The 23,429-nt window shown below is 44.4% G+C and carries 26 protein-coding genes and 2 pseudogenes; 8 read left to right on the forward strand and 20 right to left on the reverse strand.

Annotated elements, in window-relative coordinates; translation table 11 throughout:
- The 3 genes from IQ219_RS01315 to IQ219_RS01325 all read left to right on the forward strand — a co-directional run.
- Nucleotides 1-215: TRAP transporter large permease subunit (locus IQ219_RS01315; protein WP_194071466.1), on the forward strand; the 215-nt coding region annotated here is incomplete at its 5' end.
- Nucleotides 216-279: 64 nt separating this feature from the next.
- The gene (locus IQ219_RS01320) at nucleotides 280-1,098 is read left to right on the forward strand and encodes a transporter substrate-binding domain-containing protein (RefSeq protein WP_194018514.1); all 819 of its coding nucleotides are present in this window, start codon (nucleotides 280-282) and stop codon (nucleotides 1,096-1,098) included.
- A gap of 110 nt (nucleotides 1,099-1,208) precedes the next feature.
- Nucleotides 1,209-1,424 (forward strand): hypothetical protein, encoded by a 216-nt coding sequence (locus IQ219_RS01325; protein ID WP_190596002.1) that lies wholly within the window; start codon nucleotides 1,209-1,211, stop codon nucleotides 1,422-1,424.
- A gap of 59 nt (nucleotides 1,425-1,483) precedes the next feature.
- Here the strand turns inward: IQ219_RS01325 and IQ219_RS01330 are convergent, their stop codons facing one another.
- From IQ219_RS01330 to IQ219_RS19905, 11 genes and pseudogenes are all read right to left on the reverse strand, one after another.
- Entirely contained in the window at nucleotides 1,484-2,461 is a 978-nt protein-coding gene (locus IQ219_RS01330) for a pentapeptide repeat-containing protein (protein ID WP_190596004.1), read from the reverse strand.
- A gap of 288 nt (nucleotides 2,462-2,749) precedes the next feature.
- Nucleotides 2,750-2,872 (reverse strand): hypothetical protein, encoded by a 123-nt coding sequence (locus IQ219_RS20325; RefSeq protein WP_255512792.1) that lies wholly within the window; start codon nucleotides 2,870-2,872, stop codon nucleotides 2,750-2,752.
- A 443-nt stretch (nucleotides 2,873-3,315) separates the two neighbouring features.
- Nucleotides 3,316-6,459, reverse strand: a pseudogene (locus tag IQ219_RS01335) (efflux RND transporter permease subunit).
- Nucleotides 6,460-6,510: 51 nt separating this feature from the next.
- Complete coding sequence (locus IQ219_RS01340; RefSeq protein WP_194071467.1) at nucleotides 6,511-8,148, reverse strand: efflux RND transporter periplasmic adaptor subunit; 1,638 nt, start codon at nucleotides 8,146-8,148, stop codon at nucleotides 6,511-6,513.
- Between the two features lie 63 nt (nucleotides 8,149-8,211).
- On the reverse strand, nucleotides 8,212-9,564 hold the full coding sequence (gene rppB / locus IQ219_RS01345; protein WP_194071468.1) for a two-component system sensor histidine kinase RppB: 1,353 nt from the start codon (nucleotides 9,562-9,564) through the stop codon (nucleotides 8,212-8,214).
- Nucleotides 9,551-10,249: a two-component system response regulator RppA gene (gene rppA, locus IQ219_RS01350; protein ID WP_194071469.1), complete on the reverse strand. Its 699-nt coding sequence runs from the start codon at nucleotides 10,247-10,249 to the stop codon at nucleotides 9,551-9,553. The genes rppB and rppA overlap by 14 nt, the downstream gene beginning before the upstream one ends.
- 6 nt (nucleotides 10,250-10,255) lie before the next feature.
- Nucleotides 10,256-10,864 (reverse strand): DUF305 domain-containing protein, encoded by a 609-nt coding sequence (locus tag IQ219_RS01355; protein ID WP_190595586.1) that lies wholly within the window; start codon nucleotides 10,862-10,864, stop codon nucleotides 10,256-10,258.
- A gap of 110 nt (nucleotides 10,865-10,974) precedes the next feature.
- The gene (locus tag IQ219_RS20455; RefSeq protein ID WP_347338231.1) at nucleotides 10,975-11,268 is read right to left on the reverse strand and encodes an HNH endonuclease; all 294 of its coding nucleotides are present in this window, start codon (nucleotides 11,266-11,268) and stop codon (nucleotides 10,975-10,977) included.
- Between the two features lie 759 nt (nucleotides 11,269-12,027).
- Nucleotides 12,028-12,339: pseudogene (locus IQ219_RS19895) on the reverse strand (IS1 family transposase); the annotation flags it as partial.
- Nucleotides 12,340-12,367: 28 nt separating this feature from the next.
- On the reverse strand, nucleotides 12,368-12,892 hold the full coding sequence (locus IQ219_RS20460) for an IS630 family transposase (protein WP_368667544.1): 525 nt from the start codon (nucleotides 12,890-12,892) through the stop codon (nucleotides 12,368-12,370).
- On the reverse strand, nucleotides 12,889-13,239 hold the full coding sequence (locus IQ219_RS19905) for an IS630 transposase-related protein (RefSeq protein WP_228016624.1): 351 nt from the start codon (nucleotides 13,237-13,239) through the stop codon (nucleotides 12,889-12,891). The genes IQ219_RS20460 and IQ219_RS19905 overlap by 4 nt, the downstream gene beginning before the upstream one ends.
- 192 nt (nucleotides 13,240-13,431) lie before the next feature.
- On the opposite strand from IQ219_RS19905, the gene IQ219_RS01365 reads away from it, so the two are divergent.
- Nucleotides 13,432-14,175, forward strand: coding sequence for an IS1 family transposase (locus IQ219_RS01365; RefSeq protein WP_190595587.1), 744 nt, complete (start codon nucleotides 13,432-13,434; stop codon nucleotides 14,173-14,175).
- 471 nt (nucleotides 14,176-14,646) lie between these two features.
- Here IQ219_RS01365 and IQ219_RS01370 read toward each other — a convergent pair whose 3' ends face one another.
- From IQ219_RS01370 to IQ219_RS01380, 3 genes are read right to left on the reverse strand one after another with little or no spacing between them, the layout of a single operon-like run.
- Complete coding sequence (locus IQ219_RS01370) at nucleotides 14,647-14,985, reverse strand: type II toxin-antitoxin system YhaV family toxin (RefSeq protein ID WP_190595680.1); 339 nt, start codon at nucleotides 14,983-14,985, stop codon at nucleotides 14,647-14,649.
- Between the two features lie 37 nt (nucleotides 14,986-15,022).
- Nucleotides 15,023-15,472 carry a hypothetical protein gene (locus tag IQ219_RS01375; protein ID WP_190595589.1) on the reverse strand — a complete coding sequence of 150 codons (450 nt, stop codon included), beginning with the start codon at nucleotides 15,470-15,472 and terminating at the stop codon, nucleotides 15,023-15,025.
- Nucleotides 15,469-16,227: a ParA family protein gene (locus IQ219_RS01380; RefSeq protein ID WP_199309495.1), complete on the reverse strand. Its 759-nt coding sequence runs from the start codon at nucleotides 16,225-16,227 to the stop codon at nucleotides 15,469-15,471. Before IQ219_RS01380 ends, IQ219_RS01375 begins: the two co-directional genes overlap by 4 nt.
- A 511-nt stretch (nucleotides 16,228-16,738) precedes the next feature.
- On the opposite strand from IQ219_RS01380, the gene IQ219_RS01385 reads away from it, so the two are divergent.
- The 4 genes from IQ219_RS01385 (at nucleotide 16,739) to IQ219_RS01400 (ending at nucleotide 19,259) form a co-directional block, all read left to right on the forward strand.
- A complete protein-coding gene (locus IQ219_RS01385; protein ID WP_190595591.1) occupies nucleotides 16,739-17,305 on the forward strand; it encodes a site-specific integrase in 567 nt (188 codons plus the stop codon).
- 346 nt (nucleotides 17,306-17,651) lie between these two features.
- Nucleotides 17,652-18,101 carry a helix-turn-helix domain-containing protein gene (locus IQ219_RS01390; RefSeq protein WP_190595593.1) on the forward strand — a complete coding sequence of 150 codons (450 nt, stop codon included), beginning with the start codon at nucleotides 17,652-17,654 and terminating at the stop codon, nucleotides 18,099-18,101.
- 163 nt (nucleotides 18,102-18,264) lie between these two features.
- The gene (locus IQ219_RS01395; protein ID WP_190595595.1) at nucleotides 18,265-18,561 is read left to right on the forward strand and encodes a hypothetical protein; all 297 of its coding nucleotides are present in this window, start codon (nucleotides 18,265-18,267) and stop codon (nucleotides 18,559-18,561) included.
- 371 nt (nucleotides 18,562-18,932) lie between these two features.
- Complete coding sequence (locus tag IQ219_RS01400; protein ID WP_194071470.1) at nucleotides 18,933-19,259, forward strand: hypothetical protein; 327 nt, start codon at nucleotides 18,933-18,935, stop codon at nucleotides 19,257-19,259.
- A 799-nt stretch (nucleotides 19,260-20,058) separates the two neighbouring features.
- Here the strand turns inward: IQ219_RS01400 and IQ219_RS01405 are convergent.
- From IQ219_RS01405 to IQ219_RS01430, 6 genes are all read right to left on the reverse strand, one after another.
- Nucleotides 20,059-21,771, reverse strand: a complete 1,713-nt coding sequence (locus tag IQ219_RS01405) for a restriction endonuclease subunit S (protein WP_194071471.1) — start codon at nucleotides 21,769-21,771, stop codon at nucleotides 20,059-20,061.
- A gap of 15 nt (nucleotides 21,772-21,786) precedes the next feature.
- The gene (locus IQ219_RS01410) at nucleotides 21,787-22,074 is read right to left on the reverse strand and encodes a type II toxin-antitoxin system mRNA interferase toxin, RelE/StbE family (RefSeq protein WP_190595602.1); all 288 of its coding nucleotides are present in this window, start codon (nucleotides 22,072-22,074) and stop codon (nucleotides 21,787-21,789) included.
- Nucleotides 22,071-22,295, reverse strand: coding sequence for a hypothetical protein (locus IQ219_RS01415; RefSeq protein ID WP_190595604.1), 225 nt, complete (start codon nucleotides 22,293-22,295; stop codon nucleotides 22,071-22,073). Before IQ219_RS01415 ends, IQ219_RS01410 begins: the two co-directional genes overlap by 4 nt.
- Nucleotides 22,296-22,457: 162 nt before the next feature.
- Entirely contained in the window at nucleotides 22,458-22,751 is a 294-nt protein-coding gene (locus IQ219_RS01420; RefSeq protein ID WP_199309496.1) for a nucleotidyltransferase family protein, read from the reverse strand.
- Between the two features lie 58 nt (nucleotides 22,752-22,809).
- Complete coding sequence (locus IQ219_RS01425) at nucleotides 22,810-23,160, reverse strand: type II toxin-antitoxin system PemK/MazF family toxin (protein ID WP_194071472.1); 351 nt, start codon at nucleotides 23,158-23,160, stop codon at nucleotides 22,810-22,812.
- Nucleotides 23,157-23,408, reverse strand: coding sequence for an AbrB/MazE/SpoVT family DNA-binding domain-containing protein (locus tag IQ219_RS01430; RefSeq protein WP_190595609.1), 252 nt, complete (start codon nucleotides 23,406-23,408; stop codon nucleotides 23,157-23,159). Before IQ219_RS01430 ends, IQ219_RS01425 begins: the two co-directional genes overlap by 4 nt.
- Nucleotides 23,409-23,429: the final 21 nt, after the last annotated feature.

The raw sequence follows: 23,429 nt of genomic DNA on the forward strand, positions 1-23,429 counted from the left end.
GGGTAATTGTGGGGGCTAACCTACAAACCTCTTTTCTCACTCCGCCCTTTGGTTTTGCCTTATTTTATTTACGAGGGGTAGCTCCCCCCAGTTTAACCACCGGGCAAATTTACCGAGGGGCTCTGCCATTCATTGCTCTACAAATTTTAGTGTTGCTACTAATTATTATTTTTCCGCCCCTGGTCAATTGGTTACCTTCCCTGAGTGCTAATTAGGGGAATTGATTTTCCTACTTTAATCATAATTTTTCTGCCATTTCTTCACCCCTTAACCCTTTCCATGCGTGGCTTCATTGTAGCTAGTTGTTTGCTATTTTCAATTCCAGTTTTAACTGTCAGCGTCACCGCCCAAACCATGGCCATCGGGATGGATAGCATAGCCATGGCTAGCCGGGAGGCCAGTTTAGAAGCCATTCGGCACCGGGGCAAATTAAGGGTGGGAGTTAAGGATAATCTAAGACCCTTGGGTTTTCGCAACGACCAAGGTGAATTAGCTGGTTTGGAAATTGCTTTGGCCCATCGCTTGGCTCTGGCATTGTTGGGGAACGAAAAAGCAGTGGAGTTAATTCCGGTGCAAAATCAAGACCGGCTCGCCCTGTTGCTTAATGGTGACGTGGATTTAATCATTGCTCAAATGGGACAAAATCCGGCCCGCGATCGCCTGGTGGACTTTTCTCCACCCTACTATATGGACGGAGTTGGTTTAATTAGTAAAAACGGCTCTCTGAAAAACCTAGACCGCAACCAGGCTCACACCATTGCGGTGCTTAATAATAGCGGCACCATAGCCGTGCTCAAACAGGCTTTCCCCCAGGTGAACCTAATGGGGGTAGATTCCTACGACCAAGCCTACCAACTGTTGGAACAAGGACAAGCCCTGGCTTTTGCTGGGGACAATTCCGTACTGAGCGGCTGGGCCCAATCCCAACCAGACTACTACCATTCACCATTGCAACTAACCATTAATCCATTGGCGATCGCCATGGCCAAAGGCTTGCAACACCAGGCCCTACAACGGGAAGTCAACCAAATCCTACTGCAATTGCGGGCCTCTGGTTGGCTCCGGCAACAATGGCAAGCCTGGGGACTCCCCTTCTAGGAAGTGCAGAAAATTCCACCCCAGTCAACAATACTTAACAAAGGTTTACAATTCCCTGGGCTTTTGTTAAGGTGTAGTTGTCAAAGTTGGTTTACTTGGAGAAATCAAACATGCAATCCTCACAGACCTGGGCGATGTCCTCCGCAGACACAGCGACAAAAGAAACCAACTGGCTTTCCCTGTTGTTTTTTTTGATGGGGGCGATGAATATTTACATGTTTTTGCGTCGTCAACGGGATTGGCTGAACCAGCAAGGCCTGCGTTTAATCAAGGTCGCCCTCGCATCCTTTGGCTGTGCTGCCCTATTGGAAGCACTGATCTTCTAGGGGGAATATTTTCCCCGGATGCAACTCCGTCAGTTAATTATTGCGGTGGCGGATTTCAACTAAATGACATAGGCGGTCTGGAGACCCCCAAAGCAACTGATATTTAATCCCTGGTGGCCATTTTGACTGTGGTGGTTCCCTAGTCCTAACAATCCTTCCCGAAACATTCCCCGGTCGGCGATCGCCTCTTCCCAATTAACACCCTGCACCACAGCATCGTCCCAAATTGCCTGGGTTAGGTCGGCTCCCATGAGGTCAGCCCCGGTGAGATCTGTTCCAGTAAGATTGGCCCCGGTCAAATCTGCGCCCCGCAGGTTAGCGCTCCGTAGACTGGACTGACTAAGGTTTGTTCCCCTTAGGCAACTGCCGGTTAATTTAGCTCCGTCCATGGCTAAACCCTGGAGACTGAGGTTACTCAGATCCATTTCCTTCATAAAAGCCCGGCGCAGATCCGTGGACCACAACCTCGCATCGCGTAAATTGGCCAAGCTCAGACAAGCCTCCTGGAGATTGGCCCAGGAAAGATCTGCTCCCTGGAGATTGGCTTCCCGTAAATTGATCGCGAACAAATTCGCCCCGGCAAGGTTGGCCTGTTCCAGGTTAGCTCCCCGAAGATTGGCATGGCCTAGGGTCGCCCCACTCAGCTTAGCCCCCTTAAAATTAGTTTTGACAGCAAAGGCCCCGTAGAGACTGGCCTTGGTCAGATCGGCATAGCTTAAATCTGCTTGGTTGAGTTTAGCGTAGGTCAAATCCGCCCAGTTCATTTGGCAGTGGCCAAGGCGAGCCTTAGTCAAAAAAGTACGCTGTAAATTACTCCCGATCAGGTTAGTGCGCTCAAAATCAACGGAAATGAGGGTAAAACCCGATAGGTCAGCATTTTGCAAATTTTCCCGAGGGAAGCGGCGCACACCATGTTCATAGGCCCGTAGGAGAGGATTAATGTTCATAGACAAGGAAGCTCCATGTCGAGAATGTTTACTGTTGTCCCTCTTTGGCCACCGGGTTTGGGCGGCGGCAGTTTTGACCAATGAAAGCACAGCAGTGACGTTTATTAGATATTTGCCCAGAAAAATCCTTCCGTCTGTAATGGATTTTACCTAAAACAAACTATTCGGACACACTTTTTGGCTGAGTTGACACAATTCTTAATTGTTTATTAAGAATAAAATGGTCTACGTCTTAGGGTAGAGAGCAGAGGCTATAACCTTTGCCCTGTGGGGGGTTTATTCAAACATTTTTCAAGAAAAATCAATTATTTATACCAGTAAGTCATTAACATTTTGTGGTCAAGCTATAAATTCATTAACAAACAATTTTAATAAGTTTTATGAATTTTCCTCCCGGCCATAATCGCCCATAATCACCAAAAAGCCATTACCGGCACCAGTCTTGGGCATCAATGCTAGCCCGAAGGCGATGAAAATTTCAGAGGACAGGGGTGTTGACATCATCCTTTCCGTAAACTAAGGGGATTCTGTAGCGCTCTGTTCTGATGGTTAGTTAAGATGGAGTTTCCCTTTGCCATATCTTTGTTGACATCCTCCTCTGCCTAAAGCCAGAGGATTCCTGCTTCATCGGGTTTGTCTAGCTTAAAAACATCTCTGTTCAAAAGCCCCGTCCAGATTCCCCTCCACAGGCATTTGTTTTAACGTCCACGATGTGCCCCACCGCAGACCGAACAAATATTTAGTGTAGTTTTCCCATTCCTAGACTATGACGCCCCTGTGCCCAGGTATTTCCTTTTGGTCATGCATTCTAGATGGCGGGAATAGCCAACCTTGCCTCTCTTGGCACACTCGGGTGCATGGGCTCCGTTAGTTTAACAAAAAGCTGTCCTAAAGGACGGGGTTTTAGACCCAGTTTTTTGATAAATAATTCAATGTCTAATAATTTAAATTTTGGTCAAGCTTTTAAAGCGGGGGGATTCTCGGCTCACACCGTTGGGACTAGTTGGGCGTAAGAATTTTCCAAATTGGGCATACAGGGCTGGTAATACCAGGAGGGTTAAAGCAGTGGAGGTAAAGAGCCCCCCTAAAATAACGATCGCCAGAGGCTGGAGTATTTCCTTACAGGCTCCGGTTCCAATCGCCAGGGGAAGCATACCTAGAGCAGAGGTGAGGGCAGTCATCAAAATTGCCACCAATCGTTCCTGGGAACCTTCAGTAATTATTTGGGAAAGGGGTAACGCCAGGGCAATTTTTTGATTGTAGTTATCCACCAGCAATAGGCCGTTGCGGACAGCGACTCCGAATAGGGTAATAAAACCCACTAGGGAAGCAACGGAAATAACGCCCCCAGTCACGGCGATCGCCAAAATACCTCCTGCTAGGGCCAGGGGAAGATTGACCATAATCATTAAGGTTGCGGCCAGGGATTTAACGGCAAAGTACATCACAATGGTGATGATAACGATAGATAAAAAGCCAAACATTAAAAGATTTTGACTGGCCCGTTCCTCCGATTCAAACTGACCACCGTACTGGATGAAATAACCAGTGGGGAGAGAAACTTTTTCCTTTACTTGGGCTTGAATATCGTTAACCACAGACCGCAAATCTCGGCCCTTAACGTTGGCAGAAGCAACAATTAACCGGGAAACATTTTCTCGATTGATGGTGTTGGGGCCGTTACCATAACTAATTTGAGCGACTTGGGCTAGGGGAATTTTAGTGCCGTTGGGGGTGTCTACCAGTAAATTACTAATCGTTTCTAAATTATTGCGGGCATCTGCTTTCAGCCAAACCAGCAGATCAAATAATTGTTGATCCTGCAAAACTTGGGAGGCTACTCTACCATTCAATGCTGTTTCTACCAACTCAGAAAGTTGACCAACGGTTAACCCATAGCGCCCGGCCGCTAAACGATCAAACTGAATTTGTACCTGACGCACCGGGACTTGGGGTTCTAGTTGTAAATCCACCAGCCCAGGAATTTCCGCCATGGCTGTTTCCACTGATTTCCCGAGGGTGCGGAGTTGTTCTAAGTCAGGGCCAAAAATTTTAACGGCGATCGCACTTCTTACTCCCGATAACACTTCATCCATGCGGTGGGAAACAAAACCGCCAATATTGGGAGCAACCCCAGGGATGCGATTAAATTCTGCCCTTAGGGTTTCAATGCTGGCTTCTCAGTCGGCTATACCCGCATCACTAAGTTCTACATCCAAATGTCCTAAATTCACGCCACCGGCATCAGCATCCCCCGGTGCGCGACCGGAACGTAACTGCACTGTACTAAAACGAGGATCATCCTTGAGAGCATCCTGGAGGGCAAAACCAACCCGATTAGTGGCTTCGAGGGAACTGCCGGGATAGAGGAGCATGGCATTCACCAAGGAGCGTTCCTGAAATTCCGGTAAAAAGACCCGCCCCATACTGGGTACTAAGCTCAGGGAAAAGATAAAAAAGGCGATCGCCACTCCAATAATCCAGCGGGGATGGTGGGTACTGAACTTTAATAAGGGTTGATAAATCCTCTGGCTAATGCGAGCCAACCAAGTTTCATCACTGGGCAAACGGCAGGGGGCCAATAGGAGGGCACAGAGGGCTGGGGAAAGGGTCATGGCCACTAGGGTCGAAGCCAAAATGGACAATAAATAGGCCACCCCCATGGGAGCAAAAATACGCCCTTCTACCCCCGTCAGACTAAAAATCGGGGCAAAGATAACAACGATGATCACTGTGGAAAAAATCACACTGGTACGAACTTCCACAGAGGTGTCGTAAACCACCTGAAACGGATGCTTGGGATTACCCAAAGCTTGATTTTTGCGGAGACCCCGGTAGCAATTTTCCATATCCACAATGGAGTCGTCCACCACGGAACCGATCGCCACCGCTAATCCTCCCAGGGTCATGGCGTTAATACCCTGGCCAAACCAGCCTAAAATCATCATGCCAATGAGAATGGAAAGGGGAATGGAACTGAGGGTAATAATCGCAGTCCGCCAATTCATCAGAAACATCACCATCACCACAGCGACGATGATAATGCCATCCCGCAAAGAATCCCGCACATTGGCGATCGCCGCATCAATAAAGCTTTCTTGCCGAAACGTAACCTGGAGATTAACCCCGGTGGGCAGGGCCGCTTTGACCTCTGCCATAGCTTTTTCCACCGCCTTACTCACCGTCGGGGTATCGGCCTGGGGTTGCTTATCAATCACCAGCACAACAGCCCGTTGGCCATCCACACTGCCATCTCCCCTTATCAAGGCGGGGCCAATAACCACTTCCGCCACATCCCGGAGTAAAATCGGTGTCCCATCCCTAGCTGTCACCACAGAATCTGCCAATTGGGATAGGTTTTCGATGCGCCCCAACCCTCGAATCACGTCTTCTTGGTCCGAGGTCAATAAAAAACCCCCCGCCGCATTCACATTGGCTTCTTCCACCGCCTCCGTTACCTGTTGGAGGGAAATATTAAACGCCTTGAGGCGGGCCGGATCGACCAAAACTTGATATTGCTTAACATCCCCCCCATAGGCAACCACCTGGGAAACCCCTGGTACGGCCAAGATTTGATTGGTAATTTCCCGATCCACCCGCCGCCGCACTTCCATCAAATTAGCTTCGGGACTCTCCGCCGACCCATCCACCGTCAAGGCATACATTAAAATTGTACTAATAGGGGAAGATACAGGGGAAATTTGCGGTTCCTCCGCCCCGGTAGGTAGTTTACTTCGGGCAGATTGTAGACGTTCAGTCACTAATTGTCTGGCTCGGTAAATGTCTGTGTTATTCGCAAAAATAGCCTTAACAACGGAAATGCCCACGGCGGAGGATGAACGTACCATTTCTACCCCTGGGGTGCCATTCACCGCACTTTCAATGGGCAGGGTAATTAGAGTTTCCACTTCCTCCGGCGCTAAACCTGGGGCTTCCGTTTGGATTTCAACTTGGGGAGGGGCAAAGGGGGGAAACACATCCAACGGCATCTGGGTGAGGTTGTAGGTTCCTAAAATAGCCACCAGCATGGCTCCAATAACCACTAGCCAACGTTGGGCGATCGACCATTTGAGGATGGCATTAAGCATTTTCTAGGTAAATAGCAAGGGTAAATAGATGGCTTGAGCAATTCAGATTATTTAGGGGAAATCCTGATGGGATGGGGTTTCAATCAGGACTTTTTCAACTTCCAGGGATGATTCCTCCCGACTTGCTGTTAAAGTGTTGCCTGGCCAAGAGTTTGCTTGTTGTCGTTTTCCCCACAGGCTACCGGCCCAAAATAATCCAGCGGCCATAACTGTTCCCCCCAAAGGTAAAAGCCATGACGTTACTCCAGGCAGAGCAAAAGTAAATGCGGTTATTTCTGTAGATTCTTCAGTCTCTTCTGTTTTTTCCGCCGGCTTGGCCCGCAAAGATTGGGCATAGAGCTGATTAGCCCGCTGGGTAACCACTAAATCCCCGGCAAACAAACCGTCGGTGATTTCCACCCAATCCCCGGAAACCTGCCCCAGAGCAACGGTAATGGGTTCAAAAACATTGCCATTTTGCACAAACACCAGATTTTGCTGATCATTGGTTTTGACGATCGCCGAGGAGGGGACGGCTAGCACAGGAGTCGAAGTACGGTCAGTTAGGACTTCTAATTCCACAAAAAGACCGGGTTTGAGTTGACCATCGGGGTTATCCAGAGTTGCTTTCACGGAAACGATTCGATTTTCCCCTTCCACCACGGAGCCAATTTGATTAATCCTGCCCCTAAAAGTTTTGTCGGTTGAACTACTCACCCAACCCCGAATTCCTTGACCCCGGCGAATTTTGTTTAGATCCTTCTCGTAGATATTGGCTGAAACTTGAACTTGTTGACTGTTGATAATGGTAAAAATTGGTTCCCCTGCATCCTGTCGGGATTCTCCTACCTTGATTTCATGTTCTGGGGTAGTGACGGGGTCAACAACGATCCCACCAATGGGGGCTGTAATCACAACGGTGCCATCGGGACGGGCATTAGTTCCCAGTTGTTGCAAACGGGTCTGATAATTTTCTTCACTTAATTGCACTTGCTTTTGGGCAACCTTTAATGCCGCTTGGGCTCTCTTAACTTGAGCTTGGGCTTCACTGACTGGTAAACGGCTTTGGCTTCTAACTAAATCAGCATTGGCTGTGGCTAAGGCAACTTCCGATTCCAAAAGCTGACGACGGGGTAAAGCTCCATTGGCTTCGAGTTCCTGATCTCGTTTGTAACGCTCCTCGGCAAATTGCTTAGCAGTACGGGCTTCTTCAATTTCACTCTGGGCTACCCGTTGTTGTTGGCGATAATTTTCCTGGGCCAAGTTTAAATCTGCCTGGGCTTGTTCCACGGCGGCGATCGCCAAGCTCCGGCGGTCTTGGGCCGTGGTGCGTAGTTCAGCTAATTCGGCACTGGTCATGGTGGCGACTGGTTGACCGGCCTTAACGCTGTCCCCTGGATTAACTAACAGTTTGAGCAGTTTCCCTCCTACAGGCGTTGTGACCTCAACCCGTTGTTGCGGCAGGGTTTCAATCTGTCCCGTTGTCCTGATGCCCGTATCTAAGTAACGAGGTTGCAAAGGCTCCACCTGAATATCCAAGCGACGAATGGTATCCCCATCAAGAGCTACACCCTGGGCAGACTGAGCCGATTCACTTTGGTGAAATTCATCTCCATGGCCTGCGTGGGCTAAGGTCGCCTTGGGAGACAGCACCAGTAACCCCAACAACAGGGAGAAGGCCCAACTCCGGGCAATGATTCGGTTTTGCATAGAATTCCGACAGCGCAACGTTCTTAGTTTTTCACAGGAATATGAAACCAAGATGAAATGGAGTTACGACCGAACTATCGGTGCAGAAACAAGGGGCAAATGGATAGTGAAAAGACTACCCTTTCCCAATTCACTTTCTACACTCAAAACGCCCTGATGCTTAACGGCGATCGCCTGGGCAATGGCAAGGCCTAATCCTGCCCCTCCCCGTTGTCGAGACCGGGCCGTATCCACCCGATAAAAACGGTCAAAAATCCGGCTTTGATCCTCCGAAGCAATGCCAATACCCGTATCTTGGACTTTGATGATGGCTTGCTGTTTATCGGTCTCAAGCATGACGGTTACCTCGCCACCCGTTGGGGTGTAGTGAATAGCATTACTGATTAAATTACCCACCAAACGATAAAGTTGGTCTTCTTCCCCCTTGACCCAAACGGGTTGCTCAACCCGTATTTCAGCAGATAGTTGCACACCAGCAGTAATACCAGAACCAGCAAACTCTTCCACTAAATCACCCACTAAATCATTAAGACAACAGGGTTGAAATCGACTCCAATTAGCGTCCTGTAAATCCATGCGAGAGAGGAGCAATAAATCCTGAATTAAATGGGTGAGACGGTAATTTTGACGTTTCAGTATTTGGAGAGTACTGTGGACTTCCTCCGAGTTAGGCTCCGTACTTAAAGTTGTTTCTAAAGTAGCTTGAATGGCTGTAATAGGTGTGCGTAACTCATGGGCAATATCGGCGGTGAACTGCTGGATTTGTTGATAGGAAAGATAAACTGGCTCCATGGCCAAACCCGCTAACAACCAACTTGCGCCCCCCACCCCCATCATTACAACCGGCAAACCAAATACTAAAAAAGCCTGGATAGTTTGTAAATGATGATCGTATTCCCTTAAAGAACGACCCACCTTCAGATAACCCCAGGGTTTTCCCGTCGCCGTTTTGAGTTGCAAGGACACCTGATGATAGCGATCGCCTTGTTGATCCGTTAACGGACGCTGGCGGGTGGTTTCCCTCTCAAAGGCCAAACCAGGAGGATTTTCCCCTGCCGTTGCCAATAACTGACCGTTCAAATCCAAAAATCGTACATAATATCCTGGCTGTTGGGTGGCATTGAGAATGTGGTTATGTCGTGGCGGAATGACACAAACTTGAGTCCCTAGGCAAAGATTGGGTAAAACTTGTTTAACCGATGGCTCTAGTTGTCCCGGTCTATGGAGAAGTGGTTCTAGCCCATCATGGAGAGTCCCCGCTAGGGAAGTAAGCTCTTGATCCAGCGATCGCCAATGATCCTGAGAAGTCATTTCATAGACCGCTAGGCCACAAAGACCCAAAATTAGCCCCATGACCCCAGCATAATAACTGGCTAAACGCCAACGGGATAGGTTGAACAGTTTATTTGTCTGCATGGGATGAATGGGGCTGGAAACGATACCCTAGACCGTACATGGTTTCAATGAGATGGCTATGGCCGTATTCCCCTAATTTTCGCCTTAGTAGGCGCACCTGGGCCGCCACTACATTGCTAGTGGATTCCGCCGACAGCGCCCACAGTTGATTTTTGATTTGTTCACTACTAAGAATTTGCTGGGGGTGTTTCATGAAGTATTCCAAAAGCTGGAACTCCTTGGCTGTGAGGGCAATTCTTGCTTGCTCTGGGGTTACCAGCGCAAAAGTCCCATAATCTAATTCCCATTCCCCCACCCGTAACTGCTGGGGTTGCAATTCCGGCGATCTCCTTTGCAAGGAGCGTAAACGAGCTAATAGTTCAGCCATCCCAAAAGGTTTAATTAAATAATCATCCGCCCCTGCGTCCAGACCCCTAACCCTGTCTTCAATCTGGTCTTTGGCCGTCAGCATCAAAATTGGCAAAGAACTTCCCCGGCACCGGAGACGTTGGCACAGTTCCAACCCCGATAGACCCGGTACCATCCAATCGAAAATTGCCAGGGTATAGTTGACCGAACCTTGATCCAAATAATCCCAGGCCAGGATTCCCTCTTGTACCCAATCGACAATGTAATTTTCCCGTCGGAGAGCTTTTTCTACAGCCATTCCCAGGTCTGGTTCATCTTCCACCAATAAAATCCTCATCGTCCCCTAGCCGCCATACCAAGCTTTATACCATTGCTTCATTTGCTTAATTTCGGCACTTTGGGAGCGGATAATGTCATCCATCAATTTATCCATCTCTGGACGATTTGTATTGGTTTTTAAATTACTTGCCATCATCACCGCCATTTGATGGTGAGGAATCATTTGACGAATAAATTCCTGGTCAAAGTTGGTTGCCGTTTCCAAGGTTTTTAAATCCATAGCCATCATCCCCTGCCCCATGCCCATCATGCCGTGCCCTTGACCCATACCCATCATGCCCTGGGTTGACAGAGCAGGAACGGGCTGGTTAAACCATTGTTGATACCAAGTCTTCATTTCTTTAATTTCTCGTTCTTGATCTCGGATAATTGCCTGGGCCAAGGTTTTAATTTCAGGATGTTGGGCTTTCTTCAAGGCCATTTCCGCCATCTCCACCGCATCCTGATGGTGGGGAATCATCATTTCGATAAAACTCTGGTCTGTCCACCCCATCTGCATAGAATTTTGGGCTAACACTGTTGGAGATTGATTCCGGAAAGCGAAAGCTACTCCTGTGGCAGAACCAGTAACAACTAGTCCGACCAATCCATAAAGCCAAAGGGAATGACGCATTTTAGTACTCAAATTTTATTTTGTCTCCTTGATTCCAGTGTGACAAAACAAAATGAAATTGCGATGAAATTAAGCAACATCACAAGCCCAGTTTTAGATATTCTTATCCCCTAGCAAAACCTCAACGATAATTGCCCTGGTGTCACATTTCCCTGTTGCCTGCGGTGGTAGTGGAGATGACAAGGGGAGCATAGGGCCATTAAGTTTCCCGGCACATTATTCCCCGGATCGTAATCGGAATGGTGAACCGACATCCTGAGCCGGTAGCGTTCTTCTTTTAACAGACCCTTTCCCTCCCCAGGCTTGAGACATTGCACCCCGCACCGTTGACAAACCCAGCCAACAGACTGCTTTTTCTCCAAGGCGATCTGATTCCAATTTGGGGGATAACGCTCATCCTTCATTAATTACTTGTCTAGTAAAAAAATAACCGACTGGACAAAAAAGTATAAATAAATTAAGGATTTTAGATGTAGTGTCAAGAATAGCAACTGATATGTCCAGTCAAAACCAGACAGTTAAAATGGTGATAGGAAAATTAAATTTTCTCGACAATCCAGGCTGACTGATCACCAATTTTCCCCGATGCCGAAGGCACGCTTCGCGCCCGCCGGAACACCCAACAACCCCTAGTAATTCTTTGATCTCACTGGTGGTCAAAATCTAATTTTGGGCAGCGGATTTCTCCAGTTCTCGGTGCTTGTCCAGTAGCGATCGCCCTAGCAGACTGTGACACAGGAAAAATGTTGGCAACTTTTACGCCAAGTTGACACAGTAAAGGGCTGTCGTTTTCTCATCGACGGAGAAATTAACGTATGGTACGAAGATTCGATACATTCCCAATTGAACCATAAATATTAGTTCAATTAAAAAAAACCCAAAATAGAGATCAGAGTAAGCGTCCTATCGCCGAAAGCATTGGAAGTAAAGAATTCTGTTGAAAAACACGGCCTCGCTTTTCCCGAGAACAGCCCTTAATTTTTAGAATTTCTTAACCGGGTTGATCGGAAACCCAGCGAGTTCAAGTAAACCACTAGATTTCACCATCCTCTACCAAGCTTTTGGCGGCGGCAACGCCTATAAAAATTTCTACACCTAGAAGTAGGGGTCTGAGGTGCAGTGGAACGGAAAACACCGTTAAGGGGCCAATTGGCACTGTCCTCTTAAGGAGTGAAATGATGAAAACCCCTACACGTCAGGATTTCTACAATTTCAACAGGGCGGTCAATAAATCCTATAGCCATAGCTGGAGTGGTATTTTTCTTCAGACTTCCATGAGGACGGCTCCAGTTGTGGAGCAACCTCTGCACGTTAAGAGCTCTCTGCAACCCCTCTAGCTCTTTGGCATAGTGGTTTTGTCTCCGTCGGTAGGCTGTGCCACGACGCCGTAGCGCACTGTTCAATGCTTCTAAATGATTAGCATGTACTTCTGATGATGGGCTGATTGCCGTAAACGGATGCTCTCGATAGAGGTAGTGTTATCTATAGCAAAGAACGATATGATTAGGACAGTACCCTCAAGGCCAAGGTAAGTGAAGATATAAGCGATTGTCCCTCCGTCATTAATTGACTGACATAATTTTTTAGTCTCGCCCAAAATTTCTCGATTTTGTTGAGATCAGGTGAATAGGGTGGCAAAAATATGACCTCACACCCAGCTTTTGTCAACAGTTCTTTAATTATTTTCTTCGGATGAAAACTTGCATTATCCATTATTATTATCTGACCTGGTATTAATTCTGGAACTAGCATGTTCTCTATCCAGGCGCACACCACTTTTGTGTTGCAGTATCCCTCAAATATCATTGGTGCTATCGTCATCCCATTCCACCAACCACTTATTACGCTGACTCTCTCCGTTCGATGACCTAATTTTGTAGCCTTGAATCTCTCCGATTTAGGGCAGTAACCATAAGGATAGTCCAGAGTATTATCCCGACCGCTTTGATCTATGTAAATCATTCTTTCTGGGGCATATTTCTTAATTTCATCTTCAAAGGCTTTCCTTGCTTCCTCATCCTTTTCTATGTAACTGTAAGTTTTTTTTTCCTGGTAAAACCAATTTTCTTAAGAGCTTTGCCTATCCTTGTACGATTAACGGGCTCCGGCCACTTATCAGCCATTTTCTTTTGAGTTAAATGACCATTTTGTTCGGCAAATTTCTTGAATTTTTCTAAATCATCTATTTTGGGTTTTGGACCACGACTATAATCCGTGACTGCTGCTAAACTTCCTGTCTGCTTCTTTTTTTTTATCCATAAGTCTAAGGTATTCCTACTAATGTTTAGTGTGCGACAAACCTGGCTTTTTTTTTCTCCTCGTTCTACTGCTTTCACTGCTTTTTCTCTCAAATCAATACTGTAGGGTGCTGGCATAATATTTCTCGTTGCTGGTCTGTCTTATTATGTCCTAACCTTGGCGCTCTTTGCTATATGTAGTGAAAGCTTAAAATGGGCGGTAGCAATAGTCAAAATAGTTGTTTAAAACTATTCCTGTTGATTTTCCTAAAACTTCAGCTATATTGGAAACTACATTAATTTGCATTGTTGACTTGACCAATTAAGCCCATGAATAACGACAATAAAGGTAAACGTCCTCCCTGTCCATCGTGTGGTTCATTGCATATTTTGAAGAATGGTAGCATTCATAACAAAAAACAAAAATATTTATGTAAGGACTGTGGCAGACAATTTGTGGAAAATCCTACAAAGCGTTATATAAGCAGGCAAGAAATTAAATACATTGAACGAGGACTTCTAGAGAGAATTTCTCTCAGAGGTTTGTCAAGAATGCTGGGAATATCGATTAAGTGGTTACAAAATTACGTTAATAATTTTTATCGCTCAATCTCTTTTCATACAGCTAATCCAGCTTTCTGTCTTGATGATTTAATTCTCGAATGTGACGAGTTGTGGTCATTTGTTTGCTCTAAAAAAAATCCTGTTTATATTTGGCTAGCATTAGATAGAAATTTAAAGCAAATTGTAGGTTTTCATCTTGGCAATAGAACAAGAGAAGATGCTAAACAATTCTGGGAATCAATACCTAAAGAATATCGTCAGGGTGCAGAAGTCTATACTGATTTTTGGCAGGCTTATGAGAAGGTAGTGCCTGCAGATAAACATCATCCAAGTGGTAAAGAAACTGGAGAAACTAGCCATATCGAAAGATTTAACAACACGTTAAGGCAAAGATGTTCCAGGTTGGTTAGGAAGTGTCTTTCTTTTTCCAAAAGCTTCTTCAATCATGAGTCTGCAATTTTGCATTTTATCAACCACTATAATGAAGAATTAAAGATGGCTTCATCTTGACCTCACTACATGAATAACACTACCCAGATGAGGTTCTAACAATTGCCACTGGCGCTCACTGATGTCGGTATTGTAGGATTTTCTGATTATCATTACTGTGGTGAAAATTTTGTAGTTTTCACCATTTTTCCAAATTCAACCTACTTTTCAAACACGCTCTAAGACTAATATCCTAATTCATTGGATAAGTTCATAAGTTCGGTTGGAAGAAAAGGAGAAATCGGTTTTCAAGATTTATCGAGTTTATGGATAGGAGCTAGCTAACCAGCGCTTGCAGAAGACAGTCAATACAGGCCGTTGCCAAGTTATGTTTTACTTGTCGCTTGTGAAGCGCAAGTCGTTAGATAAAGAACGATCGCCACCATCCATGACCAAACAAACAAGGGAGTACCATCTCGATACTCCCTCAATTTGGGGATTAGTTCATTAAATGTTTGGCATCGGCGATCGCCGGATCAAGCAGCGAGAAAATTAAAGTTCAGTTTCAGCAACTTTCTGTAAACGTTCAATTGAACTTTTAGCCTCTACCAGCAAATCATTCCAATTATCAGGGGGATGACCACTCTCCAACATTTTTCTGAAGAGTTTATAGGCATCTGTGCTACTGTCATAGGCTCGTTTAGAGTTTTCATCATTAACCCAACCCAGGAGAATTATCTTACTTTCTTGGTGGTAGCGAAAAAATAATCGGTACTGCTGAAAAAATTTAGCCCTAAACCAGTGCTTATAATCATCCCCAAGGGTGCTTCCCTGTCGATATTCATTACGAGTTGGATCTTGGGGAATAACATCAAAAGCTAATTTGGCGATCGCCCCTCAAATTACACCATAAATCTTGAAATCTTGATTATGGTTTCTGGATTCCATTTTCCAGAATCTTGAGTTTTTCACGCATTTGCTCAAGATCTTGTACTTCCGCCCAATCTACAGGCATTGACCGTAACAATTCTAACGCTGCCTGAACCCAAATTTCTTTAGGTATTTTTTGTCCATGCTTACGTTTTCCCTGTTTGAGCAAACTATCTAACCAATCGTTTAACTCAATTGGGATTCGCAACGTAATCTTATCTAGCTCACGACTAGCTTGCAGGAATCCATTTTCTGGATTCTGGTTTCCAGTTTCTGGTGTTTTGGGGGGAATTGTTTGGAGGGTGTCGGGTTGTATCTGTGCAATGCTTGAGATAGTTTCATTTTCTGGATTCTGGTTTCCAGTTTCTGTTTTATGGAAAATTCCCTTCGCGGTAGGAGCAGAAGCCAAGGGATTATTGCCTAATCCAGACTTTCTTTTTACATTCATCGTGCAATTACCTCTTTAACTAACGCCTGATAAGCAATGGCACCATTACTATTGCTGTCATAGTCGAAAATGGATTGCCCATAGCTGGGGGCTTCCCGCAATTTGACCGTTTCAGGAATCAATGTTTTAAACATCAGATCGCCAAAATGCTCTTGTAGTGAAGCCAGAACTTCTCGGCTGAGATTATTGCGTTTGTCGTAACGAGTTGCTAATGCTCCAGCAACAGCGATTGGATGATCAAGGTGGTCTCGCACTAATGTTAAGGCTCGTTCAATTCCCTGAATCCCCAATAAACCGAGATAACTCATATCCACGGGAATAACAACCTTTTGAGCGGCCATCAATGCGTTGACGGCGAAAACTCCCACATTTGGAGGACAGTCAATGATAATAAAATCGTATGCTTTCTGGATGGAACCCAAAGCTTTTCGTAGGAGAAGCTCCCGACCGGGTAAACCTGCGATGGGAATTTCTTGTTCCGCCAATAAAATATTGGAAGGAACCACATCTACCCCTGACGCAGTAGAAACAATGATCTCTTTAATTGCAATCTGACGCTGAAGTACATCTTTAAGCTGAGCCTCTAGTTCCCAAATAGAAATTCCTAGAGCCGCCGAAGCATTGCCTTGAGGATCAATATCAACAATTAAAACCTTTTGCTGATGAAATTTGACCAGACCTGCTGCCAAATTATACGCAGTAGTGGACTTTCCCACTCCCCCCTTCATATTGAAAACCGCTAAATTACAAACCATAAAGCAGTAACCTCAAAACTTACAGACATTATACGGAAACCGGAAACCATAATCAAGAAAACGGTTTCCAGATAATGGATTCCATTTTCCGGAAAATGGAATTTTGGATTGATCGCCTTGAAAACTCTAATTTTCAAACCGAGTTCGCCACTGTCCTGGTGACTTCCGCTTGAGATGCCTAAGGCACACTGCGTGCCCACTTCGATGCTCTATGTTCCATTGCTTGTTTGGGCTATGTAAATCCAAGGGTTTAATGAAAATAATAGGAATATAGTACAAAATGCGCCCTTGAGAATCGTCTTTAACCCCGATATTTTGGTTTCCAGATATTTATCCATCATCTCCTTTCGTAAAACACTGTACGGGGCAATTTTAGGAATATTAGTAATTTTCCTAATTTATCAACTGATAAAGATTAGTAATAAGCTGTGTTGGGCGAGGAGTAATCTGAAAAATTCCACGATAAACTTAGGGTTGTGGGAGCTATTCAATATTTTTGGTATTTTATTGAATGAAAATTAACCGCCAGGGGCAAGCAAAAGTATTAACGGAGCAGGAATTGCATGACCTTTTCACGGTTGGATTACTGACTTCCCGCGATCGCCTATTATTTGGCATCTGTCTTTATACGGGTTGCCGTATTGGCGAAGCTTGTTCTCTGGCTTGGGATGATGTCACCACCGATGCCATGACCTTTCGTATTGAAAAAACCAAAACTAAATCTAGTCGGACTGTGGCCATTACTCCGGCGTTGCAAGTTTTGTTTGATGAATATCGGCAAGCTCAACAATCCGTTAGGTTTCCATCGTCCTATGTATTTAGGGGTAAACGAGTTGGGTCGCATCTCCATCCTTCCATGGCCCACAAAATTTTGAAAACCGCTACAGATTTGATTGGGGTTAGGGGGGTATCTACCCATTCTTTTCGGCGGACTGCGTTAACTATGATGTGTCGTAAAGGAATTAATTTGAGGGTTATTCAGAAAATTAGTGGCCACAAGAATTTGAATGTGTTGTCCCACTATCTGGAGGTTTCTGAACAGGAGAAGGAGCAAGCTTTATCAACAATCTCATTCTGAAATTGAGTAGCCCGTGCCCGTCAAATTAACCAATGGTTTTCATTCCCATTTTCTCAAAACTGAATCGACACTCCGCCATCTCCAAGCCCAAGCTCAAATTGAACTCTCTCAGTAGTACAAGAGTCACCTATTTGAGAATCAACTATTATTTGGGTACATTTGACACCATGGAAAATGCCCTTAAATAGCTATCTGTCAAAGTTTTGGGGTAATTCTACCCGAAGAAAAATAGGGCTGTTATGGACTGAATAATTCGGCGATCGCCTCAATTACTATAGGATAACTGGCAATCACTATCCTTAATTTAATAATGTTACACTTATTACAGTTAGCCTGGTGATCAATTATGTCTGTTAATGCTCCAGTGAATAGCCCTGTCTTTGACTCTGAGTTAAACTCTGGTGATTTACTGCGTTTAACAAAGCTACTCGAACAGGCCTACCCAAAATTGGTTGGCATGGATGGGGAAGAAATGTATCTGCCGGAATCTCTCTATCAGGTTTTAAGACAAGTTACCCCCCTATTGGCCCAGGGAAAAAGGGTAACACTTATTCCCCAGGAGCATTATCTAACCACCCAAGAAGCGGCGAATTTACTGAATATTTCCCGCCCCTATCTCTACAAACTTTTGGATCAGAATAAAATTCCTTTTACGAAAATTGGTTCCCATCGCAGAATAAAAGCAGAAGATGTCCTTGATTATCGACAAAAACGGGATGGCGATCGCCAGACTGCTTTAACAGAATTAATTACCACCAGTCAGGAACTCGGTTTTTATCAGACTGAGGCGGTTTAGGATTTTTGATGATTGCTTTGCCTGTGGTGCTGGATTCTTGTGTCTTATATCCAATGTATCTCAGGGATACTCTGCTTTGCGCCACCGAAGCGGGTTTGTATCAGGTGCGCTCGACTGAAGAAATATTGGCTGGGGTTTCCGTAATCTCGTTAAAGATGGTCGTATGAATAGGATTCAGGCAGATAGGTTAAATCAGGTAATGAATCTGGCTTTTCCTGAAGCTTTGATCGATATGACGGATGATTTGCTTCCCTGCATGGACAATGATGAGGGAGATCGCCATGTTTTAGCAGCGGCATTGGTGGGGAAAGCTGAGATCATAGTGACGGATAATCTCAAGCATTTCCCAAAAAAATCCCTAGAGAAATTTAATGTAGTAGCTCAAAGTGCCGATGAATTTTTGTTGTCATTGCTGGATCTCTCCGGCGATCGCCAATATGGAGGCCAGGACATCGGCTAAGTTTGGCGAGTTGGAGGGGGAATTAATCAAATTAAAAAAGCTCGAAGCCGTCGCCTAGCCCAGTCCCCCACCAAGACAGAAACCCCCGCAATGGAACCAGTGGAAGTTTTAGATATTGTCCATAACCTGGCCGATAACTCCCCCCAAACGCTGGTAATTGCCCCGGTGGCCCCGATCGCCGGTGGGAATGAAAGGGACTGAGTGGGCCAGAACTAGGCGACAAACTAGGCATATCAGCCAATACAGTCAAAAGCTGGGGCAACCGCCATGGAAAAACCAAGGAAACCCACCCGGCGATCAGGGCTATTCCACCATGAAGATACAACAAAAAATCAAGGCTATGGTATCCAGTCAACTAAGAGGAAAATTAAATGCCAACCATTGAAACAGATTTAGGCAAAATTCTGGAAAAAATTGATGCCCGATTAGACCGTATGGAGCAAAAAATAGACTCCAATCAGGCTAAAACAGATGAAGCCCTTAATGGGTTGAAAGTCTCCCAGGCAGAAATCAAGGGAGACATCAAATCCACTGACGAAAAATTGTCAGGGCAAATCAACACCCTAGACGAAAAAGTTTCGGGCATTGGCAAGGGTTTGGAGAATCAGGAGTTCATTAACCAGGGAATACTCGTTGTTGTGATACTCTCCCTGTTTGCAGGGGCGGCTAATTTATTTAGCATCTTCCAAAATCCCTAAGCGATGTTGCCTAATTTCCTCGCCGTTGCTCTCCGTAAATCGGACAACCTATGGCGATCGCCATAGCAAACTGTGACACGGGAAAAATGTTTGCGACTTTTTGGTCAAGTTGACACAGTAAAGAGGTGTCGTTTTTTTATCTACAGGGAAATTAGCGCAGAGTACTAAAGTTTGATAGACCCCAATTTGAACTACAAATGTTAGTGCAAAAAAAAAACCCAAAATAGAGATCGTGGTAAGTGTCCTATCGCTGAAAGTACCGGAATTAAAAGATTCTTTTCAAAACCACAGCCTCGCCTTTATCGAGAACAGCCCTTTATTTCTTGAATTTTTTAACCGGGTTGATCGGAAACCCAGCGAGTTCAAGTAAACCACTAGATTTCACCATCCTCTACCAAGCTTTTGGCGGCGGCAACGCCTATAAAAATTTCTACACCTAGAAGTACCGGGCAATATTTATACCGCATTACTTTTTTATTCCTGGACAGTACCTTTTCTATGCCCCCTTCACTAGGGGAAGGAAATTAGGCGACAATGTTGCGGGCATAACTGGGCAATGGTAGCAGGGTTGGTCTAATTTTTCCTGCCGTTTCCTATTCAATAAATCGTGAGATACCCCAGGATGGCGATCGCCCTAGGAAGTTGGCGTATACAATCCAGACATCAGTAGGGGGTGGAAGCATCGCAAATTTGGTAGTAAAGCCAATCCGTTTTTTAGCCCCGGCTTTGTTGAACAGCAAAAAAAATATATCCGCCAGTCAAGGGTAACAATGAGAGTCAAAATAGTTGATACATGGAATCACACTCCTGCCATCACTGACTCTAACAACTGGGTTTGTTTTGAGGTCTTTTGGTCAATTTGGTTTTCAAGGCGATCGCACAGGGCCGTTAATGCGTCCACTTTGGCGACGATGCGATTTTGTTCGGGAAATGGAGGAAGGGGAATAGGGCAACTTCTCAATTGAGTTTTATTAATTGATGCCAAATTTGTTGTTTGTTTGGAAGCGCTTGCAAAATAAGTTCTAGCTGGTAGAGAGTTCAGATAAAGCTGCAACCAGAAAATATTTTGTTTTTGTAAGAATCTCCTAGCCTTAAAAACATGGTTTTGATGAATACAAGAGGATACTTCGCCATTCCAGATAGCTGTACGACCAACTTTATCCCAATCTCCTCCTTCAGTAATTAATAAATCATTTGGTAAAACTTCATATCTAGAAAAATCATTAATTGGTATTGGTAAGTATTTCATGATTTTTAGATCAAGATAGCCTCTTTGTACATTGGCAACCCTCAAATATGGAAACTCTTTCATGACTTGATCTTGATATTTTTTACCTTTTGAAATACCAGTGATAATATCAACAATATCCTCAAGTCTTGACCAAGACCAACTATTAGGTAAATCATAGGGAATTTCATCGGCTGTAATATCAGGTAAGGGCTTTTGCTTTTTAATTTTGCCCTCTTTAATTAATCGTTGTTTTTCCGCTTCAATTTCCTTTAATAATTCATTAGCAGGCTGATCGCCAGGATCTTGGGGGACGAGTTTACCCATTACTGCTAATTGCAAAATGGCTTGGCGGAGGCTAGTGACGTTTTCCTTAACGGCATACAAGTCGCCAAAGTTTTCCTTGATAAAATCCCAAGCCTGGCTAAAGGTTTCCTGATCCGATGCTTTTAACAGTTTTTCCCGTGCCGCTGTATGAATCAGGATGCGTTTTTGTTCCCGTTCTCGCTGGAGTTGCTCTAATTTGTCACATTGGGCCATCAGGCGATCGCACTTTTCGACAATGCGCTTTTGTTCGGCCAATGGTGGAAGGGGAAATAACCCTTCAAAAAAGTTGCCATCATTTATAGCAGGATAAGCAACGCCTTTCATCTGATCTTCAACAAATTCTATAAAATATGGAGATTTTAAAATATAGTAAATGAAACGGTTATAAATTTTTGAATATGGATGAAGAATTGCAAAGGCTGTACTTGCTATAGGCTCATCTTTATAATCTTGTTCAACTATCGCTATATTTAAAAGATAAGGTCTGACAGTAGAATAAATAACAGTACCTTTTTTGACTATTTTCCTAGCCCGGGAAGGAGCATCTTTAGCTTCTAAAATTTGAATTGAATCACTGATTAAGCCATTTTTATTATCAATAATTCCAACGTCAATATATGTGAAGTTTCTATCTGGTTTTTTCTGTCCCCAATCGTGACAGATATTCCTGATTTTTACCCATTCCCAATTCTCCGGCAAATCATAAGGAATTTCATCTGCTGTAATTTTTGGTAAGAGCTTTTGCTTTTTTATCTTTCCCGCCTTGATTAACTTCTGCTTTTCCGCCTCAATTTCCTTTAATAACTCCCTTGCTGGTTGATCACTGGGATCTTGGGGCACTAACTTCCCCTGCATCGCCAAAGTGAGAATCAATTCCCGTAATCGCTTAATGCCATCGGGGGCAGAAAAAGCCGTTTCAAAATACCTATCTAGTAAAACATCAGCAGTAAAAATCATTAGAAAGTTTGAAAATTAATAAACATCATCATGGGAACCAACATTTAACAAAACAATTAATTCTTGTCCGGTATCCATGTCAATTTCAATCGTAAAAATAATACGGCAATCATAGCCACAAGAACAAGCCTTAAAACCCTCTAAATTACCTTTTAAACGATGGGTAGCTAAATTTGGAGCATAAACATCATTAGCCATTACTGATAATGATTCTTCAATTTGTCGTTCTAGGCGCTGATTTCCCTTAACAAATTTCCGCAATGACCGCTTAAAGCGAGATGTGATAACAATTTTTCGTTTCATTCTGGCTCTGCTAAAAAATTATGTAAATCGGCGATTGCCTCCTCTGCCGTCATGGGTTTTAATTGACCTGAACGAAACTCTACTAAACCTTCTTGACACTCTTGGGCTAATTGCTGGCGACGTTTGTCAGCTAACCGATGGGAGACAATATTCATTAATAATTCTTGCTGATCAATCGGTAAATCTTCTATGTTATCTAACAGTTTTTCAAACGTTAACATGGCTTTCACTCCTTGATTAAGATTAATTGTTCTTTTAGACAGTACCATTGAGCGGTAAAGACTTTGGCAGATTTTGAAATATTGGAAAATTAGGAGTAATCATAAAATAGGTTATTAATTTTAGGCAATTCCTGATTTCATCATAGCTTTAGTTCATAATTTCTAAAAGGCACAAATGACATCCTCTAAAACTGGATTTCTTAAATGTTCTCGCAAAGATTGTTCCATTCCTAGATCAACCTTGCATTGAAATAAATCTTCCAAAAAGTGTTGCACCTTGAGCAATTCAAACAAAGAAGGTGTTTCAAAAAAATCTACTAAGAAATCAAGGTCACTTTTTTCCGTTGCCTCATTTCTTGCCACTGAACCAAAAAGACGTAAAGATTTAACCCCCATTCTTTCCAATTCAGAACGATGGATGTTTAAAGAGTCAAGTACCGCTTCACGAGTAATCATTTTTACCTCTTAATTGAATTTAGAAAAACACATCAAAAAATCTATAAATCTTTGCTAGTTAATCAACAATCAACTTAAGAACACTGACAACCTGATCCACAAAAGAAGCCGCCATAATCTCCCCCGTATCGCGCCACCAACGTAAACTTAAATCCACCGTTCGCACCTGTTCAGCGATCACAGACCCCTTAATCCGATAATCGGCAGGAATCGGGATTAATGTCTGAATTTCTGGCTTCAGAGTACTGGTAATCGGAGAAACGATCACCAAGCCATTACGCGCCTGATTAAAAGCTGTATGACTCAACACTAAACAGGGTCTGGCTTCCCCCTGTTGTTCCCGTCCCTCTGTGGGGTTCAAATTCAGGCGAATGACCGTTCCCCGCTCTGGAAAAGACTGATCGCTCATAATACCTCTTGCCCTTGGGGAGCACTAGCCACAAAATCCACCACATCATCAGGATAGGTAAAATCCGGGGGAATAGAGGCCAACAACGATGTCAGATTGGGGGGAGATGGCTTTTTCTGAATCATTAACCCCTGCTCTGTCTCCACCAAATCCACCACTGTCTGGTCATTTAATTCCCAACTGACGGCCAACTTATGGGGAATCCGTAGCCCTAGACTATTGCCCCATTTCCTTAACTCAACTTCCATCTTATCCCCTGCAATTATACA

Origin of the sequence: Synechocystis sp. LEGE 06083, from assembly GCF_015207725.1 — a bacterium.
In the GTDB taxonomy this organism is placed as follows: domain Bacteria; phylum Cyanobacteriota; class Cyanobacteriia; order Cyanobacteriales; family Microcystaceae; genus Synechocystis; species Synechocystis salina.

What these genes read in the sequence shown, in the direction of transcription:
- IQ219_RS01395 (WP_190595595.1), top strand. Translation starts at nt 18,265, where the DNA reads ATGAATAGGATTCAGGCAGATAGGTTAAATCAGGTAATGAATCTGGCT.
- IQ219_RS01375 (WP_190595589.1), bottom strand. Translation starts at nt 15,472, where the DNA reads ATGAATGTAAAAAGAAAGTCTGGATTAGGCAATAATCCCTTGGCTTCT.
- IQ219_RS01415 (WP_190595604.1), bottom strand. Translation starts at nt 22,295, where the DNA reads ATGTTAACGTTTGAAAAACTGTTAGATAACATAGAAGATTTACCGATT.
- IQ219_RS01405 (WP_194071471.1), bottom strand. Translation starts at nt 21,771, where the DNA reads ATGATTTTTACTGCTGATGTTTTACTAGATAGGTATTTTGAAACGGCT.
- rppB (WP_194071468.1), bottom strand. Translation starts at nt 9,564, where the DNA reads ATGCAGACAAATAAACTGTTCAACCTATCCCGTTGGCGTTTAGCCAGT.
- IQ219_RS01385 (WP_190595591.1), top strand. Translation starts at nt 16,739, where the DNA reads ATGAAAATTAACCGCCAGGGGCAAGCAAAAGTATTAACGGAGCAGGAA.
- IQ219_RS01425 (WP_194071472.1), bottom strand. Translation starts at nt 23,160, where the DNA reads ATGAGCGATCAGTCTTTTCCAGAGCGGGGAACGGTCATTCGCCTGAAT.
- IQ219_RS01410 (WP_190595602.1), bottom strand. Translation starts at nt 22,074, where the DNA reads ATGAAACGAAAAATTGTTATCACATCTCGCTTTAAGCGGTCATTGCGG.
- IQ219_RS01390 (WP_190595593.1), top strand. Translation starts at nt 17,652, where the DNA reads ATGTCTGTTAATGCTCCAGTGAATAGCCCTGTCTTTGACTCTGAGTTA.
- IQ219_RS01430 (WP_190595609.1), bottom strand. Translation starts at nt 23,408, where the DNA reads ATGGAAGTTGAGTTAAGGAAATGGGGCAATAGTCTAGGGCTACGGATT.
- IQ219_RS01365 (WP_190595587.1), top strand. Translation starts at nt 13,432, where the DNA reads ATGAATAACGACAATAAAGGTAAACGTCCTCCCTGTCCATCGTGTGGT.
- IQ219_RS01400 (WP_194071470.1), top strand. Translation starts at nt 18,933, where the DNA reads ATGCCAACCATTGAAACAGATTTAGGCAAAATTCTGGAAAAAATTGAT.
- IQ219_RS01325 (WP_190596002.1), top strand. Translation starts at nt 1,209, where the DNA reads ATGCAATCCTCACAGACCTGGGCGATGTCCTCCGCAGACACAGCGACA.
- IQ219_RS01340 (WP_194071467.1), bottom strand. Translation starts at nt 8,148, where the DNA reads ATGCAAAACCGAATCATTGCCCGGAGTTGGGCCTTCTCCCTGTTGTTG.
- IQ219_RS19905 (WP_228016624.1), bottom strand. Translation starts at nt 13,239, where the DNA reads ATGCCAGCACCCTACAGTATTGATTTGAGAGAAAAAGCAGTGAAAGCA.
- IQ219_RS20325 (WP_255512792.1), bottom strand. Translation starts at nt 2,872, where the DNA reads ATGTCAACACCCCTGTCCTCTGAAATTTTCATCGCCTTCGGGCTAGCA.
- rppA (WP_194071469.1), bottom strand. Translation starts at nt 10,249, where the DNA reads ATGAGGATTTTATTGGTGGAAGATGAACCAGACCTGGGAATGGCTGTA.
- IQ219_RS20455 (WP_347338231.1), bottom strand. Translation starts at nt 11,268, where the DNA reads ATGAAGGATGAGCGTTATCCCCCAAATTGGAATCAGATCGCCTTGGAG.
- IQ219_RS01355 (WP_190595586.1), bottom strand. Translation starts at nt 10,864, where the DNA reads ATGCGTCATTCCCTTTGGCTTTATGGATTGGTCGGACTAGTTGTTACT.
- IQ219_RS01420 (WP_199309496.1), bottom strand. Translation starts at nt 22,751, where the DNA reads ATGATTACTCGTGAAGCGGTACTTGACTCTTTAAACATCCATCGTTCT.
- IQ219_RS01380 (WP_199309495.1), bottom strand. Translation starts at nt 16,227, where the DNA reads ATGGTTTGTAATTTAGCGGTTTTCAATATGAAGGGGGGAGTGGGAAAG.
- IQ219_RS01320 (WP_194018514.1), top strand. Translation starts at nt 280, where the DNA reads ATGCGTGGCTTCATTGTAGCTAGTTGTTTGCTATTTTCAATTCCAGTT.